13 protein-coding genes and 1 tRNA gene are annotated in these 15,247 nt (G+C 42.5%); 7 read left to right on the top strand and 7 right to left on the bottom strand.

What is annotated here, in order from left to right; translation table 11 throughout:
- Positions 1 to 236: 236 nt before the first annotated feature.
- The 5 genes from MuYL_RS00735 to MuYL_RS00715 all read left to right on the top strand — a co-directional run bounded on the left by MuYL_RS00735 (position 237) and on the right by MuYL_RS00715 (position 6,198).
- Positions 237 to 308, top strand: a tRNA-Glu gene (locus MuYL_RS00735).
- Between the two features lie 385 nt (positions 309 to 693).
- Positions 694 to 1,278, top strand: a complete 585-nt coding sequence (locus tag MuYL_RS00730; RefSeq protein ID WP_094568701.1) for an RNA polymerase sigma factor — start codon at positions 694 to 696, stop codon at positions 1,276 to 1,278.
- 263 nt (positions 1,279 to 1,541) lie between these two features.
- On the top strand, positions 1,542 to 2,027 hold the full coding sequence (locus MuYL_RS00725; protein WP_094568700.1) for a nuclear transport factor 2 family protein: 486 nt from the start codon (positions 1,542 to 1,544) through the stop codon (positions 2,025 to 2,027).
- Between the two features lie 266 nt (positions 2,028 to 2,293).
- Entirely contained in the window at positions 2,294 to 3,277 is a 984-nt protein-coding gene (locus tag MuYL_RS00720; protein WP_094568699.1) for a FecR domain-containing protein, read from the top strand.
- 164 nt (positions 3,278 to 3,441) lie between these two features.
- Positions 3,442 to 6,198: a TonB-dependent receptor gene (locus tag MuYL_RS00715; protein WP_094568698.1), complete on the top strand. Its 2,757-nt coding sequence runs from the start codon at positions 3,442 to 3,444 to the stop codon at positions 6,196 to 6,198.
- Between the two features lie 283 nt (positions 6,199 to 6,481).
- Here MuYL_RS00715 and MuYL_RS00710 read toward each other — a convergent pair whose 3' ends face one another.
- From MuYL_RS00710 to MuYL_RS00680, 7 genes are all read right to left on the bottom strand, one after another.
- Positions 6,482 to 7,357, bottom strand: a complete 876-nt coding sequence (locus MuYL_RS00710) for an alpha/beta fold hydrolase (RefSeq protein WP_094568697.1) — start codon at positions 7,355 to 7,357, stop codon at positions 6,482 to 6,484.
- 276 nt (positions 7,358 to 7,633) lie between these two features.
- Complete coding sequence (locus MuYL_RS00705) at positions 7,634 to 8,005, bottom strand: VOC family protein (RefSeq protein WP_094568696.1); 372 nt, start codon at positions 8,003 to 8,005, stop codon at positions 7,634 to 7,636.
- 73 nt (positions 8,006 to 8,078) lie between these two features.
- Positions 8,079 to 8,648 carry a Crp/Fnr family transcriptional regulator gene (locus MuYL_RS00700; RefSeq protein WP_094568695.1) on the bottom strand — a complete coding sequence of 190 codons (570 nt, stop codon included), beginning with the start codon at positions 8,646 to 8,648 and terminating at the stop codon, positions 8,079 to 8,081.
- Positions 8,649 to 8,827: 179 nt separating this feature from the next.
- A complete protein-coding gene (locus MuYL_RS00695; protein ID WP_094568694.1) occupies positions 8,828 to 9,682 on the bottom strand; it encodes an endo alpha-1,4 polygalactosaminidase in 855 nt (284 codons plus the stop codon).
- Between the two features lie 430 nt (positions 9,683 to 10,112).
- On the bottom strand, positions 10,113 to 10,880 hold the full coding sequence (locus tag MuYL_RS00690; protein WP_094568693.1) for an exodeoxyribonuclease III: 768 nt from the start codon (positions 10,878 to 10,880) through the stop codon (positions 10,113 to 10,115).
- A gap of 7 nt (positions 10,881 to 10,887) precedes the next feature.
- On the bottom strand, positions 10,888 to 11,598 hold the full coding sequence (locus tag MuYL_RS00685; protein WP_094568692.1) for a peptidylprolyl isomerase: 711 nt from the start codon (positions 11,596 to 11,598) through the stop codon (positions 10,888 to 10,890).
- A gap of 17 nt (positions 11,599 to 11,615) precedes the next feature.
- On the bottom strand, positions 11,616 to 11,993 hold the full coding sequence (locus MuYL_RS00680; RefSeq protein WP_094568691.1) for a hypothetical protein: 378 nt from the start codon (positions 11,991 to 11,993) through the stop codon (positions 11,616 to 11,618).
- Between the two features lie 235 nt (positions 11,994 to 12,228).
- Between MuYL_RS00680 and MuYL_RS00675 the strand changes: the two genes are divergently transcribed.
- Both MuYL_RS00675 and MuYL_RS00670 read left to right on the top strand, forming a co-directional pair.
- Positions 12,229 to 12,585: a hypothetical protein gene (locus MuYL_RS00675; RefSeq protein ID WP_094568690.1), complete on the top strand. Its 357-nt coding sequence runs from the start codon at positions 12,229 to 12,231 to the stop codon at positions 12,583 to 12,585.
- Positions 12,586 to 12,726: 141 nt separating this feature from the next.
- A complete protein-coding gene (locus MuYL_RS00670; RefSeq protein ID WP_094568689.1) occupies positions 12,727 to 15,228 on the top strand; it encodes a TonB-dependent receptor in 2,502 nt (833 codons plus the stop codon).
- Positions 15,229 to 15,247: the final 19 nt, after the last annotated feature.

The raw sequence follows: 15,247 nt of genomic DNA, 5'->3' as shown, positions 1-15,247 counted from the left end.
AGATAAGCGGTAAAATGCCAGATATAAAATCCTGATGGCGGGTATTTGTTTGCCCCGGGTAAAAAAGACTGTTCAGTACCCTGTAATTATAGCGGCAAATGCAAGCTTTTGCGGGCCCAGAAAAGAAAATTAAAAAAATTTAAAAGAATATTTTTAATTTATCATTAAACGTATATCTTTGCAGTCCCAAAATAAGGGTTACCAAATCCAAAATCGTTGGGAAAAAGCCTTAAAAAGGCCCGTTCGTCTAGGGGTTAGGACGTTAGATTTTCATTCTAGAAACAGGGGTTCGATTCCCCTACGGGCTACAAAGCCGCTTTACGAAAGTAAAGCGGCTTTTTTGTTGGCTAGTTTATAGCGAGTGTGGACATTCGGGATAATAGTCAGTCAAGCGCTTAACCCGGCGGGTAAAATTCCTTATAACACACCTGCCTTTCCCATCCCTCAATTGATAAACCCCATTTAACCGCATCCGGCAAATTTACCGACTGGCGAATGAAAAGTAACGGCTATGCAAGCTAAGTAGTTTAATTTGTTTTTTAGCGGTGCTTCGCCTTCACATTTTATCCGCCTTACGCTTTTGGGCCTAAGTGTTGAAAATGGGATAGTGTGCGAATACTTAATTTATTGCTAAAATGTAACAATCAATACTTTAAATGTGTCTGTTTGATTGTACTTTCGTTTTAACGAATAATGGGAGCCTATCATATTTTAACCGATTTGCAGCTGATCGATCTTTTAAAAAAAGGTGATGAGCATGCTTTTGCTGAAATTTATGGCCGTTATGCAGAGCAGTTGGCAGGTTTCGCTTCATCCAAATTATTTAGCCTGGAAGATGCAAGAGATATTATCCACGACTTGTTTGTGAAACTTTGGATGGATAGGAAACAATTGCAGGTTAATAATAATTTAAAAGCATACCTGTTTACTTTAGTACGTTATCGCATCGTTGATAAGATCAGGAAAAATGTTACCCGAGAAGAATACGCCGTAATGGTACACGCATTAAGCATCGTTCATGAAACAACGATTGAGCAGCAAATAGCGGCAAAAGAATTGCAGCAAAATATCGAAAAATCCCTGGATGATTTATCGCCGAGAGTAAAGGAGATCTACTTATTAAGCCGGGAAGAAAATCTTAGCATCCCTGATATTGCTAAGCAATTGCAACTTTCGGAACAAACTGTGAAAAACCAGTTGACCGTTGCATTAAGACATTTACGTCAATCACTGGCGGTAGTTACCACTACCGCTCTAATAATTTGGCTGCTTTCCTGAGCTGTTGTCGTTTTTGAGCTTATCAAGCACCAATTTTTGTAGCTTTTGATGCACCCGATTCCCATCTCAGCAATTTTTCCTATTAAAAGCCAGCAACACGCGATATGTCGAAAACGCGTGCAGCGGGAATGTAAAAGATACCCAAGCGATGATTGTAAAAATTGATCAAGTGGCGAAATTGCTGTAAATTAAGTTGAAATATTAATGCCACCCGGCGTTGTTTATTATTGTAACTAAACCAGAAAACTTAGCGTCTTATACATATGAAAACTAAAAAAAACGCCCTGTTCAGTCTGCTGCTGATATTGATCATGGCTTCGGCATTTCGTACAAAAGCGCAAAATAGCCTGTATCCTGTTTATAAGCCCGTATCAAAGGAACTCTACCAGGAAATCGTTCGGATGGACAGCTTATGGGAAGACAGTTACAATCACTGCAAGATGGATGTGCAGGACAGTCTATTATCGGAGGATATGGAGTTTTTTCATGACCAGGGCGGCCTGGTGACCTCTAAAAAGCAACTTACGGATGCTTATAAAAAAAACATTTGCGGGCAGGTCACCCGCGAGTTGCTGAAAGGGAGTATAGAAGTTTACCCCATCAAAGACTATGGCGCAGTCGAGATGGGTTATCACCGATTCCATAGCATCCATGACACCGGGCCTAACTCCACCTATTCCCGATTCGTGCACATCTGGAAAAAAGAAAACGGGTCCTGGAAAATTACGCGGGTAATCAGCCTGCATTAATTGATAGTGCTCGCGTTATAGATTTTACCGTATTCCAATAATGCCCGCCAATAAAGTCAATATATAGGATCTGAACTAGACACTATCGGCTCGATTTATTCGTCCCGGCCACCACATTATTGGCTATAAAAAGTGGGTGCGGCAATAGCTACAGAAACTGGTGTATCATTACCTCATAAATTACAGCTGTTTTACTAAAAAAATTATTTCATTTTCTTATAGTACCAAACGTGATTTCAAACGACTACTGTCAAATTCTGATAGAAATGAGTCGTAACCAAATCGAAGCCTTACTGGATCGTTATATCAAAGGCGAAACCTCAACCGAAGAAAATGCGCTGGTAGAACGCTGGCTGGAAGAGAACGGCAACTTCAATACGGAATGGGAGGGTCTGGATCAATCAGGTAAAGACAGATGGCTTTCCGGCGTGTTTGGGGACATTAAAAACTCTATTCATGCAAGTGAGGCTAAAGTTATACAATTGCCACAACGGAAGCATTTTTTGTGGCGAAGCGTTGCAGCAGCGGTATTGATAATCTTTTCAATTCTATATATAGAATGGCCAGCCTTACAAAACCGCTTACACCCCGTACAGTTTACAGCACTTCAAGTACCCGCTAACCAAAGAAAGGAAATTACCCTTGCAGATGGTAGTCAGGTGTGGGTAAATGCTGGCTCAGAAATAAAATACCCGAAAGTTTTTAATAGCAAAGTCAGAGAAGTTTATCTTTCCGGGGAGGCTTACTTTGATATTGCGCATGACGCCCATAAGCCTTTTATCATTCACACGGGTAACGTGGTAACAACTGTGTTGGGCACAGCTTTCAATATCAGGGAAGACAAAAGCAAAAATACCATCGAGATTACTGTAACCCGTGGTAAAGTGAGCGTAGCAAACGGCGAAAAATTGTTGGGCGTACTTACACCAAACCAGCAGATCAGCTTTAATACGTTAAAAGAGGAAGCAATTAAGGGAGCGGTAGATGCTAATTTGGTAATTGCATGGCGGCAAAGCGAATTACATTTCGATGATGTAAGTTTTGCCGATGCTGTATCACAATTGCGACAGCGTTTTAATGTAAAGATCAATTTCGCCAATGAAAAATTAAAAAACTGCCGCTTCACCGGCACTTCATTAAACGGCGAGAAACTGGATAATATACTAAAAGTCATCTGCGCATTTAATAACGCTACTTATCAAACTAAATCAGATGGCAGCATCCTTATCGACGGGGCAGGCTGCAAGTAAAATTAACCGGACATCAAAATGAAAAGTATCTAAGCTCATATAAGCTTTTGTCCTCAAGGTGGGATAGAAAGTAAATAACCTGTAAACCGACGGTCATCGGCTTACAGGTATCCCGGAGAACCGGGGTTTTAAATAATCTGTAGTCACTTAAAACATTTAAAAGTATGAATATTTCTGCAAAAATGCGGAAACCTGGGGCATTACATACCTGCCTCGGGTGTCTAATATCAAATAAACAAATTATCCATCAAGTAATGCGTGTCAGCGTTGTAGTCACATTAATTATTCTAGCCACTTTACAGGTATTGTTCGCCACCACAACCAAAGGACAGGATATGCACACGGAGAAGGTTACGGTTGGTCTTAATCACGAGGATCTGGTTAGCGGCCTTAAAAAGATAGAACAACAAACTTCGCTACGATTTTATTATCGCAGATCGGATGTGCAAACGCTGTCTGATTTAAACTTGACCACTGATAGTCGAACTGTTGAAAAAACACTTGAAGAGTTACTAAAAAATACCGGTTTCACTTTCAGGCAGATCGACTGTAATATTCTACTGGAAAAAAAACAGCAAACTGATTATACAATTACAGGCAGGGTAACCGGCGTAGATCATAAGCCCGTTGAATTGGCTACTTTGAGAATTGCCAAAGTCAGTAGCACCAAAATCATTTCAACCACGCTGGCAGACACCGGTGGGAAGTTCAATATAATTGTTTATGAACAAGGTGATTACCTATTGACCGTATCTTCTATCGAAACAGACAGTTTAACGATGAAAATCACAGTAAGTGATTCGAAAATAGTTGAACTAAAGGATATAGTTTTAAAATCGGTACCACATCAATTGGCCACCGTGAACATTTCAGGAACCCGTCCATTAATTAGGCAGGAAGCCGACCGAATCACTTATGACCTTCAGGCAGACCCGCAAAGCAAAGTAAGCAGCGTATTGGATATGATGCGAAAAGTGCCTTACCTCTCTGTAGATGGTGATGACAATATCCTGCTAAAAGGCAGTTCGGGCTACCGTGTTTTTATAAACGGCAAGCCATCGGCAATGGTGGAAAGAAATCCCAAAGATGTGCTACGCAGTATCCCAGCGTCAACCATCAAAAGTATCGAGGTAATTACTACACCTCCATCCAAATATGATGCGGAAGGACTGGCAGGAATCATCAATATTATTACAAATAAAGACGTCGCTAACGGATATCACGGTTCAATTAATATCAACGAAAAATGGCCTGTAGGCGGCCCAGGCGCAGGCGGTGCTTTTACTTTTAAAGAAGGGAAGTTTGGTTTGTCTACACTTGCTGGAATTAGCCGAAATAACAAACCTGAAACCCGTGGAGAACTAATACGAGTAACTACAGGAACCAATCCAACCAATCTGGAACAGCACAGCACCAACCAAAGCAACAGCCATACGGGCTATGCCGGGCTGGAACTTAGTTATGAAATTGATTCCCTTAATCTGATTTCCGGCCAGTTCAACTGGAACAGCAATAAACAGACAGGGCTGGCTTTTCAAACTTCTATCCTAACTGGTTCAGAATTACAACAGTACAACCTGACCAACGATAATAATAGTGAAGGACACGGCCTTGATGCTGCTATTAATTATCAGCTGGGTTTTAAAGCGAATAAGGATCAGCTCCTAACCATTTCCTATCGCTACTTGAAAAATAGCAATTCCTTGTTTAATAATATCGACGTGTCCAATGAAATCAATTACAGTAATCCTGATTATCATCAGACCAACGCCGAGGGCCTGACCGAACATACCGTGCAGGCCGATTATGTGCAGCCTATTGGTAAGATAACAATGGAGGCGGGTCTAAAAGGGATTTTTAGAAAGAATAGAAGTGACTTTCAATATTTAACAAAGAACGAGCTAACTGGTAATTATGACCTGGATCAGACTGGCTCAAATATTTTCAATAACGGTCAGGATGTGCTGGCCGCTTATAATAGTTATTCTTACCAAGCTGCGAACTGGCAACTCAAAGCTGGTCTTAGGGCAGAAGAAACTATTATTAATGGTGATTACAGCCAGGGTAGCGACCAAATACAACAAAGGTATTTAAATGTACTGCCAGCCATCGTTGCCAACAGGAGGTTTAACGATCGCAGCAGTTTGAGTTTTTCCTATTCAATAAGAATACAGCGTCCTGCAATATCGCAGTTAAATCCATTTGTCGACAGATCTAATCCCAATTTTGAAACAAGCGGTAGCCCTAATCTTAAACCCATTACCTCCACCGCATTTCAGTTAAGCTACCTGAAATCAGGTAAGTTAACCTATAATATAGCGTTGGGGTATTTATTCTTTAACCAAGTCATCAACGCCTTCTCTTCGTATGATCCTACCACCAACGTAACGCTTACACGTTTTGAGAACTATGGTAAAGGCCGTGTGCTCAAGTCCAATATTTATATAAATTACCAAATCAATGACCATTGGAACGTTAACCTGAATACGGATATTCGACATGTTACCTTTTATGGGCTTGTAGATAACGTAACACTCAAAAATTCAGGCTATGACGCTTATGCATATGCCTCAAGTGGTTACAGTTTTAATAATGGTTGGCGTGCCAATGCAGATTTTACATACAGGAAGGCTGGTATTTTACTACCGCTGGGAAGAACTAACGGCTTTACGGCATCATCTTTCAGTGTGAATAAGGATATCGTTCAAAATAAGTTAACTCTTTCAGCAGCCGTAAGTAATCCTTTTACCAAATATCGTTATGTGAACGAACAACTCACCGGCCCCGATTATATGCAAACCAGCAATTATCAAGTTTATTATAGAAGATTCACCGTGAGTTTAAACTATCGCTTTGGTAAGCTCAAAGAGGAGATCAAAAAGAATAAGCGTGGCATTAAGAATGATGACTTGTCTCACTAAAGTTTAGTAAAAAGTCTTCTGCTATCTTCGCCAAAAAGTGTTTGATTATACTATATGAACGTGGGATTTAAACTTCAAATTTTAGAATATATCACTTCTTTTTTGTATCTTCCTATTGTAAGATTTGTAATTAATCTGCATCAAAAAGTGGTTAGCAATTCGGTGCGTAGTACATCGACAAGCATATAAAGTATTGTAAGTCAATGAGGTTTAATCGTGTTCGATTCCCCTACGGGCTACAAAGGTATTAAACAGCTCCCCGCTTGATTGTAGATACGATATGTTACTTTAAAAAGCTAGCCAGGTAACCTGATATTGTTTTGGTCTGCGTCATCAGGCTAACATGCCCCTGCGAAGGCACCACGGCCAGTTGCGACTTTGGCATCGGTTGCATATCGGCAGCTACGCCACCTCCCAGTAATTGATAGGTTTTCATCAATTCAACTTTATCCAGGCCGTCATTGTCGCCCGAGATGAGCAAAACCGGCGAAGTAATTTTGGCAATGTTACTGTCGCCCATGTCAAATGACGTAGCTAAAAAAGTGAGCATCTGTTCTATAAACCTTGGCCATTTTGTTTTGTCTGGTGCTGTGGCATCATACGCCGCTTTCATCGGGCTATTTGCAAACATTTCGGGCTTCATGTTTTTAAATGCACCAGCTATTTGGGGCACCCATCCCGTACTTTTATAAGTGGAAGAAATGATCACCAATTTTTTTACCCGTTTAGGGTAATTTACGGTTAGCTGGTAAGCCACTGATCCACCCATGCTGTATCCTGCAACATCGGCGCTGTCAACCTTTAAATAATTCATTACCCCATCTACATCACTTGCCAGGGCAGCCACGTCAAGTTTCCGGTCTGAAAACGGTGTGTGCCCATGTCCCTGGAACTCAAGGGCAATCACTTTCCTGGTTTTTGCCAGCTCAGGGAGCAATTGCCCCCAGTTCTCCTCAATAGTCATAAAAGCGCCATGGAGTAATACAAGCGGCGTACCCTCACCATATACTTCGTAATAAACTTTAATGCCATTAACAGGCGCATAGCCACTGGCGGCAGGTTTAAGCTGTTGCCCGTTAGAATGTAATACTGTAAAGATAAGCAGCGTAATTATTAATACCGTTTTGAGAACATTAGCTCCTTTAAATACTCTTTTCATAAAACGTAATTGAAATTGACATTGATTTTGTTGACCTCACAAAGATCGATGGTCTTTCCGGATTTTAGGCTGTGCAAAAATGACAAAATGAGGTGCGGATTGCGACTAATGGCAAGGATTATAGCAGACCGGGTGATTTGTCCTGATTTGGATTGCGGCCTTAGGCGGTTGTATTTTGTCCGAATTTTCAATATTTATTTCGCCGGATAAGCCACATCAGATTTGACCAAAGTTGCTGACGGTGGTATTACCGGAAGTAATGGATGAACCGTTTAACTATTTAGATTTTGAAAATTCGCCGATATGCCAGAGGATGCCGGATGGGTCATGCAAAAAGCATTCGCTGCCCCAGTGTTCTACGCGAATGGGCGTAAGTTTAACATCTGCATATTTGCTTGTCAGATCCAATGCTAATAGCCTGTTCCAATAACTTTCAACGTCATCTACTTCTAAAAACACCATGGTGTTATCTACCCAATCTTTTACAAAAGCATCCTGCAAATAAAACCCCAATTGATCCGTTTGAAACAAGGACAAAGCTGGGCTCAAAATAGTTTCCCTGAAACCAAGATCACTGTAAAAGCCTCTTGACCGGTTAAAATTCTTCGCCCCTATAAATGGCCTTATTGATATAGCGCTGGGTTCCATGAGTTATTGTAATTGGGTTGCTGTTAATTACCCAAAAGTGGATATTATAAATCCTAAAAACAATTGATTCAAATCAAGAACTGCTTTTGCTTTTAACAAATTTTTCCCTAACCCTGCTTAACGTTTCAGGTGTGATCTTTAGAAAACCGGCAATAAATTTCAGGGGAAACGTTTGTATCAGCTGGGGCTTGTTTTCAAACAGGTATTGATACTTCTGCAGCGGGGTAAGTGAATGGTCAAAAAAGTAAAGTCTTGAAGTTGCCTGTTCTATTATCCTGTTCAATTGGAGAAACGCCGGGGACCGGTTTATAAGATCATGAATGGATTCTATACTTATTTCCAGTACATCGCTTTCGGTAAACGCAACGATTATACTTTCTGATGGTGATTGGGAAATAAAGCTTTTGTGATTTAAAACCCAGTCATTTTCTGTGTGCAGGTCTATAATGTTCTTTTCAGCTCCAGGTTTTGGACCGCATTGATAGATAGCCCCCTTTTTAATAAAGAAAATTGACCTGGCAATCTCTCCTTCCCTGAGTAGTAATTCTCCTTTAGGCACCTTTCTAAGTTTCACTTCCTGCTCGAAAAGTAAAATATCTCCGTCGCTATATTGGCCTGTCCTTTTTAAAACTTCTGAAAACATATACTTAATACAGTAGTTGGCATTTTACTTTATTTGCCGGCTTTTAATACAAAAATAAGGTATTGATTTAGTATGTACAGATATCTTGCTTACCCGATAGCGTTAAGCCAACAGACCTGGAGCGATCAGATTTAGGTTTTGCCGGCTTGAAAACATCCCGCATTAAGGGGGGCAACAGCTTAATTACAACGATCCACCCATTGCGAAAGGTCGCGCTTTTTTAATATTGCCGTGTATTTGAGCTGCCGGGCGGCAGGGCAAACGGTAGCCTGGAATTTGGATTGCGACATCAGGTCGGTGTATTCAACGGCAAAAACCGGTTTGTTTAACGTAATGTATGCGGAAAGCTCATTTTGCCAGCCCTGCGCGAAAGCATCTTCAGTTAAGGCCCAGTCAAATTTAGCCGCAAAATCTGCCGTTAACTCTTTTATATTTTTTTGCCCGATAGATAAGCCGTTGCTGTGTGCAAGCGCGATCAGGTAGTCTGCATATTTTCGGGTATCTGCCAGCTGGATGTTAAAACCGGGGTCATTATCGTACCCGTCCATGTTGTCGGGCTCAATGCCATCGAACCCTTTTTTGATGATCATATTAAACCTGGAATTGAGCCATGGTTTTAGCTTGTCTACCTGGCGGATATCCAGCCATTTTTCCTGCGGCCACTCCGGGTATTGTTTTCCGATAACCTCGGGCGGAAGCAATGAAGCATCACCCCGGTCGTTTTCAAGCGTTCCGACTGAAAGGTAGGCAATTACTTTTTTTCCTTTGGCGTGTAACGCTGCTACAGTTTCGGCACTGGTGGTAAAGGCGTCCACATCTACCACTTCAGCGGCAAAATTGGAGGTGCTGCTGATGTCGTCGAGCTGCCAGTCGAACCCGGCACCCGCCGCAGGTTGCCACCAGGACGTTTTGCCGCCGCCGGGCTGCAAGGGATCAAGAGCATTTGCAGGTACGTCAGCACCATTGTTTTTTTTGCAGGCCACGAGGAAAGCCATGAATGCCCCTAATATGAAGAGTGATTTTTGAAAAGCCATTGGGCAAATTGTACGGTTGAAAGCTTGAAGACGAAAAAATACCTTATTTATTGTAATAGAAATGTTGCAATCGCTCAAAGTATTTTTAGGCTAGGCTACGATGACTTAGCTTGATGGGGTTTTTAAATTAAATTTGCCGTAATGAAAATTAGCGATTTTGAAAGCGCTGAGGGTAAACTTCGATAGTTTACCGAGCATTTTATTGAGTTCCTGTAAAAACGTTGCCCAAGTTCCCGGCGACGTGACGCGCTACTTCGATTAGTTTCCTGACCGGAATATTTCACCTGGGAAATTACTTTAAAAGCCTGTTCCACTTGTTCCGTCTGTTCCACTTGTTCACACGCGTTCCGCGGAACAGAACATGGGTTAGGGCTAGGAGGGCTTTTGCCAATGGGGGAACCCACCGCGATCATATAAGTGTTGCTCCTTTTTAAAACTCCAGCTCAAGCAATACCGGGCAATGGTCTGAATGCCGTGCCTCGGGTAATATGGCGGCTCTTTTAATGTGCTGTTCAAGTGCGCGGGTAGCCATGTTATAATCAATCCGCCAGCCCAGGTTTTTAGCGCGGGCGTTTGCGCGAAAGCTCCACCAGGTATAGTTGTGCGGCTCTTTGTTCATGTGCCTGAAGGTATCAATATAACCCGACTCTAAAAAGTTCTCCATCCACTCGCGTTCCTCGGGTAAAAAGCCTGATGAATTTGCGTTTGATTTGGGGTTGTGAATATCAATGGGCCTGTGGCAAATGTTATAATCGCCGGATACTACCAATTTAGGGCATTGTGATTGCAGCAGCTCCAGGTAGCGGCCAAACTCATCTAAAAAACGATACTTAAAGGCCTGACGTTCCTCCCCGCTTGAACCCGACGGGAAATAAACGCTCATCACTGACACCTCATCAAAATCAACCCTGATGTTGCGGCCTTCGCGGTCAAAATCGCTGATTCCGCAGCCGTATTCAATATGCTTAGGGGTTTGTTTGGTAAAAATAGCCGTGCCGCTATATCCTTTCTTTTCGGCAGGATACCAGTAGTGTTGGTAGCCTAAATCCTCAACAAGTTTTAAATCGGTCAGTACATCAGGTGTCGCCTTAATTTCCTGCAGGCAAACCACATCTGCATCAGTAGCCTGCAGCCAGGCCAGCCAGTTTTTGTTTATTGCCGACCGGATACCGTTAACATTATAGGTGATGATTTTCATTCGGATTTTATTTGTTCCCGGGAAACAGCATTGCATCCAGTTGCTTGCATTCCTTGCTGCTCAGCAGTTCAACCGTCATAGCCACGTTTTCTACCGGGCGATCCCTTTCATCTTTTTTAACCGCAGCAATCCTGTCTACCATGTCAATGCCGGATACCACTTCGCCATAAACGGTGTAACCATGATCAAGATGAGGCGCACCACCAACTGATTTGTAATATTCTCTTTGCCATGCAGGTATTTTAAACCCTTTTAAGCGTGTGTTTTCAAGGGTATCCATTTTGCCATCAGTAAAGCGCTTGCCTTCCACAATATAAAACTGGCAACCGCTTGATGCTTTTGCCGGGTTATCATCCCTTGCCGCCGCCAATACACCGCGTTTATGAAAAAGGCTATCCCTAAATTCAGCCGGAACAGTGTAGCCAACATCGCCATTGCCAAGTTCTGCACCGGGCTTTGCTTTACTGGTATCCCTTGAATCCGGGTCGCCACCCTGGATCATAAAATTCTGGATCACCCTGTGAAACAGCGTTCCATTATAAAACCCTTTTTTTACAAGTTTTATAAAGTTATCGCGGTGTTTTGGGGTTTCGTTATACAAGCGGATGATACAATCGCCATAACTTGTTTTGATGCGCACATACTGATTCTTCGGCCCTTTGGCAAAAGCGATAGTAACAGCCATCAAAAATAGAGCAGTGGTAAAAAGTCTTTTCATATTTAAGTTAACAAATCTTATAGTTGTGGATTATCAGCCTCTTCACCGTCAACCATGCCCAGTTCCTGGAAATAATCAATCATCAATGATTTCAATACCATTTCCTGCTCCAGCAAGGTGTAGTTGGGGATAACGCCCACCCGTTTCCAATGCGGCCAGCCATCCTGGTCCAATCCTTCCAGCTCATAGAACCCCATTTTGCTAAAAAGCTTACAATTGGCTATGTGCATCAGCTCTTCCTTTTGGCGTTTACTGAACTTGCGGGGGCCCTGCCCCAGTTCCTGCACCCCGATAAGAAACAACATCACCTTTAAGTCGGGTTTTTCGTTATCAAACTCGTCTGCAATGCGTTGTTGTAGTGCGCTCCATTTTAAATTGATCTCAGCTGGTTTCACAGTGGCAAATATAGTTTAGTTCATGGTTCATCGTTCATGGTTCATGGTAAAAAGTTCAGGGCGATAGTTCATGGTTAGTGGTTGATGGTTTTTGGAGGCAGCAATTGTCTGGGTTTATGGATAACGGTAAATCAGCCTTCTTTTATTCCGCAAAGAACCATGAACTATCAACGTTGAACCGGAATAGCAATTTTGTTGCATTTAAACAAGAATGTTACCTTCTCTAACCATTTAAATGCTTACTTTTGCGGCTTACTGTAAAAAAGTAACTGATTTGAAAGTAAATAAATACCATATTATCCGCTCATGGGTATTGCTGATCTGCTTTATCACAGGTCAGTATATGGTATATGCCCACCAGCACAAGCTGATACAGGGATCAAAACATACTTATTCGCACCAGCAGTCCAAACAAACTCTTACCGAGAAGTGCCGCGTTTGCGATGCTATGCATCATAACAATATGGCCATAAACGGGCAGGTAAGTTTTACCCCTGTTATTGTAGCTGATTACGTTTATAAATCGCCGGTGTATAGCTTTACAAGCTTATCGCTTATCCTTGCCGGTGGCCGCGCACCGCCTTGTTGTTAATTTCTTCGCTTACGTTAAAAGCGGAATGCTTTTAAATACCAAATAATGATCTGCCTGTTTAAAAGAGCCTGTTCCCATAATCTGAATTAGCCCTCACAGGAACAAAATCAGGATCAATTGTTCAATTTCTATGCTAACAAAATGAAATTTAAGATAAGAATATTAAGCTTACTGGTGTTACTTTTATCGGTCATTGTGACCGCAAATGCCGCAGTACTAACAAAGACAGAAGATGCCGGAACTACCATAACGGGCACCGTAACTGACAAGGCCGACGGAAAACCAATTATAGGCGCTACGGTTAACGTGCCCGATTTACGGCACGGCACAATTACCGATGTAAATGGCCATTATAAACTGGATAATTTACCAAAGGGCGTTTACCTGGTGCAGGTTACTTACCTTGGTTATGCCACTTTTAACCAGCGGGTTGACTTTGGAAAAACAACCACACTTGATATTCAGTTGCAGACCTCTTCGCTGGAAGCCGGCGAGGTAGTTATAACCGGTGTAAGCAAAGCAACTGAGATAAAACGGAACCCCGTACCAATGGTAGCGGTCGGTAAAACGTATCTTGATCAGCGTGCCGGTGCAGGAAATGCCATAGATATGATAGCAAACCTGCCGGGCGTAAGTGCTGTAACTACCGGCCCAAACGTTTCAAAACCATTTATACACGGTTTAGGCTATAACCGTGTCGTTACCCTGCAGGACGGTATTCGCCAGGAAGGCCAGCAATGGGGTGACGAGCACGGTGTGGAGATTGATCAGAACTCGATTGACAGGGTGGAGGTTATCAAAGGCCCGGCCAGCTTATCTTACGGATCAGACGCGATCGGCGGGGTTGTGAACCTTATTACGCCTTCGCCTGTTCCTGATGGAAAGGTACTGGGTTCGATACAGGGAACTTATGGTACCAATGAGGGCTTGCTTAATGGTTCTTTCAGGCTGTATGGTAATAATAATGGCCTGGTTTGGGGTACTATCCTTTCTGCAAAAGAAGCAAAAGATTACCAGAATCAGCACGATGGCCGGGTATATGCTACTAATTTTAAAGAAAAGGATGCCCGCTTTATGATCGGCTTAAACAAATCATGGGGAACATCTTATTTAAATGCCTCGGTGTTTGATGATCAGCAGGCCATTCCTGATGGCAGTCGCGATTCACTTACCCGTAAATTCACCAAACAGGTTACCGAAGACGATCTTTCGCGCCAGGTAGTTTCTCCATCGGAGTTAAATTCATATAACATCCCTGTTTTACATCAGCATGTGCAGCTTTATCGTATCTACAACAATAGTAATTTTAACCTGGGCAGCGGCAACCTGATTGTAAACCTGGGTTACCAGTATAGCCACCGCAGAGAATACACCCACCCGGAAGATGCCGGCGTAGCAGGGCTTAACCTGCATTTAAGCACTTATACCTATGATGTTAAATACAACTTTAATTTGGGTAAGGGTTATGAAACTACCGCCGGCATAAACGGCCAATACCAAAACAACACGATAGGCGACGCTACAGATTTTCCAATCCCGGCTTATCACCAGTTTGATATTGGCCCTTTTCTTATTATGAAGAAGAGTTTCGGCAAACTCGACCTTTCAGCAGGCGGCAGGTTTGACAGTCGTTCATTCCACGGGCAGGCAGCTTACATTGATACTGCGGCAGGTAAATTTCCGCAGTTGTATACCGGGAGCGATCCTAATAATGCTCCAAACGTAGTGCCCCAGTTTGCTGCTTTAAATAAAACATTTACCGGTTTTAACGGAAGCTTTGGCGGTGCCTACAATTTCTCAGATCATTTTTTGCTGAAAGCTAATATTGCCCGCGGCTTTAGGGCGCCAAGCATTGCGGAACTTTCTGCAAACGGCCCCGATCCGGGCTCGCAAATTTACCACGTAGGCAACAATAACTTTAAACCTGAATTTAGCACCCAGGAAGATATCGGCGCGTTCTTAACCCTGCCGAATGTATCCTTCAGTGTAGAATTGTTCAACAACAACATTCAAAACTATATTTTTCAGCAGCAGGAGTTAAATGCAGACGGATCGCCGGTTATTACTCAGGGCTACAATACTTTTACTTATGTACAAAGTAAAGCAAGAATAAATGGCGGCGAAATCAGCCTGGATGTTCACCCCATTAGCTGGCTACATTTTGAAAACTCACTGGCATTAACTTACGGGCAAAACCTGGGTACCGGCGGCCGCGTTGCCGATAGTTTAAAATATTTGCCATTCATCCCGCCGCTGCACAGCCATTCAGAACTAAAGGCCAATTTTAGCAAAGGATTCAGCAATTTAAAAAATATCTATGCATTTTTCGGGTTTGACCACTTCAGCGCACAGGACAGGTTTTTTGCAGCTTATGGTACCGAAACCTACACAGCCGGATATAACCTGTTAAGCGCAGGCATTGGCGCCGAGGTTGTGAATTCAAGCGGCAAACCGGTAATGAAATTATTTATTGAAGGCACCAACCTTGGCAACGTTAACTACCAAAGCAATATGAGCCGGCTTAAGTATTTTGATAACGCAAATGTACCTGCGGGCGTTCAGCCTGGTATATTCAACATGGGCCGCAACGTAAGTTTTAAGGTTGTTGTCCCCTTTGACTTATCACCGCACCCAAAATCATAAGCAGCTACTTGTAAAATAA

This window comes from Mucilaginibacter xinganensis (assembly GCF_002257585.1).
Taxonomy (GTDB): Bacteria; Bacteroidota; Bacteroidia; order Sphingobacteriales; family Sphingobacteriaceae; genus Mucilaginibacter; species Mucilaginibacter xinganensis.
This window is presented reverse-complemented; position numbering and strand designations above follow the sequence as displayed.

Excerpts from the sequence above, each read along its gene's own strand:
- MuYL_RS00725 (WP_094568700.1), top strand. The coding sequence starts at position 1,542 with ATGAAAACTAAAAAAAACGCCCTGTTCAGTCTGCTGCTGATATTGATC.
- MuYL_RS00705 (WP_094568696.1), bottom strand. The coding sequence starts at position 8,005 with ATGGAACCCAGCGCTATATCAATAAGGCCATTTATAGGGGCGAAGAAT.
- MuYL_RS00715 (WP_094568698.1), top strand. The coding sequence starts at position 3,442 with ATGAATATTTCTGCAAAAATGCGGAAACCTGGGGCATTACATACCTGC.
- MuYL_RS00710 (WP_094568697.1), bottom strand. The coding sequence starts at position 7,357 with ATGAAAAGAGTATTTAAAGGAGCTAATGTTCTCAAAACGGTATTAATA.
- MuYL_RS00670 (WP_094568689.1), top strand. The coding sequence starts at position 12,727 with ATGAAATTTAAGATAAGAATATTAAGCTTACTGGTGTTACTTTTATCG.
- MuYL_RS00700 (WP_094568695.1), bottom strand. The coding sequence starts at position 8,648 with ATGTTTTCAGAAGTTTTAAAAAGGACAGGCCAATATAGCGACGGAGAT.
- MuYL_RS00730 (WP_094568701.1), top strand. The coding sequence starts at position 694 with ATGGGAGCCTATCATATTTTAACCGATTTGCAGCTGATCGATCTTTTA.
- MuYL_RS00720 (WP_094568699.1), top strand. The coding sequence starts at position 2,294 with ATGAGTCGTAACCAAATCGAAGCCTTACTGGATCGTTATATCAAAGGC.
- MuYL_RS00690 (WP_094568693.1), bottom strand. The coding sequence starts at position 10,880 with ATGAAAATCATCACCTATAATGTTAACGGTATCCGGTCGGCAATAAAC.
- MuYL_RS00695 (WP_094568694.1), bottom strand. The coding sequence starts at position 9,682 with ATGGCTTTTCAAAAATCACTCTTCATATTAGGGGCATTCATGGCTTTC.
- MuYL_RS00685 (WP_094568692.1), bottom strand. The coding sequence starts at position 11,598 with ATGAAAAGACTTTTTACCACTGCTCTATTTTTGATGGCTGTTACTATC.
- MuYL_RS00675 (WP_094568690.1), top strand. The coding sequence starts at position 12,229 with ATGCTTACTTTTGCGGCTTACTGTAAAAAAGTAACTGATTTGAAAGTA.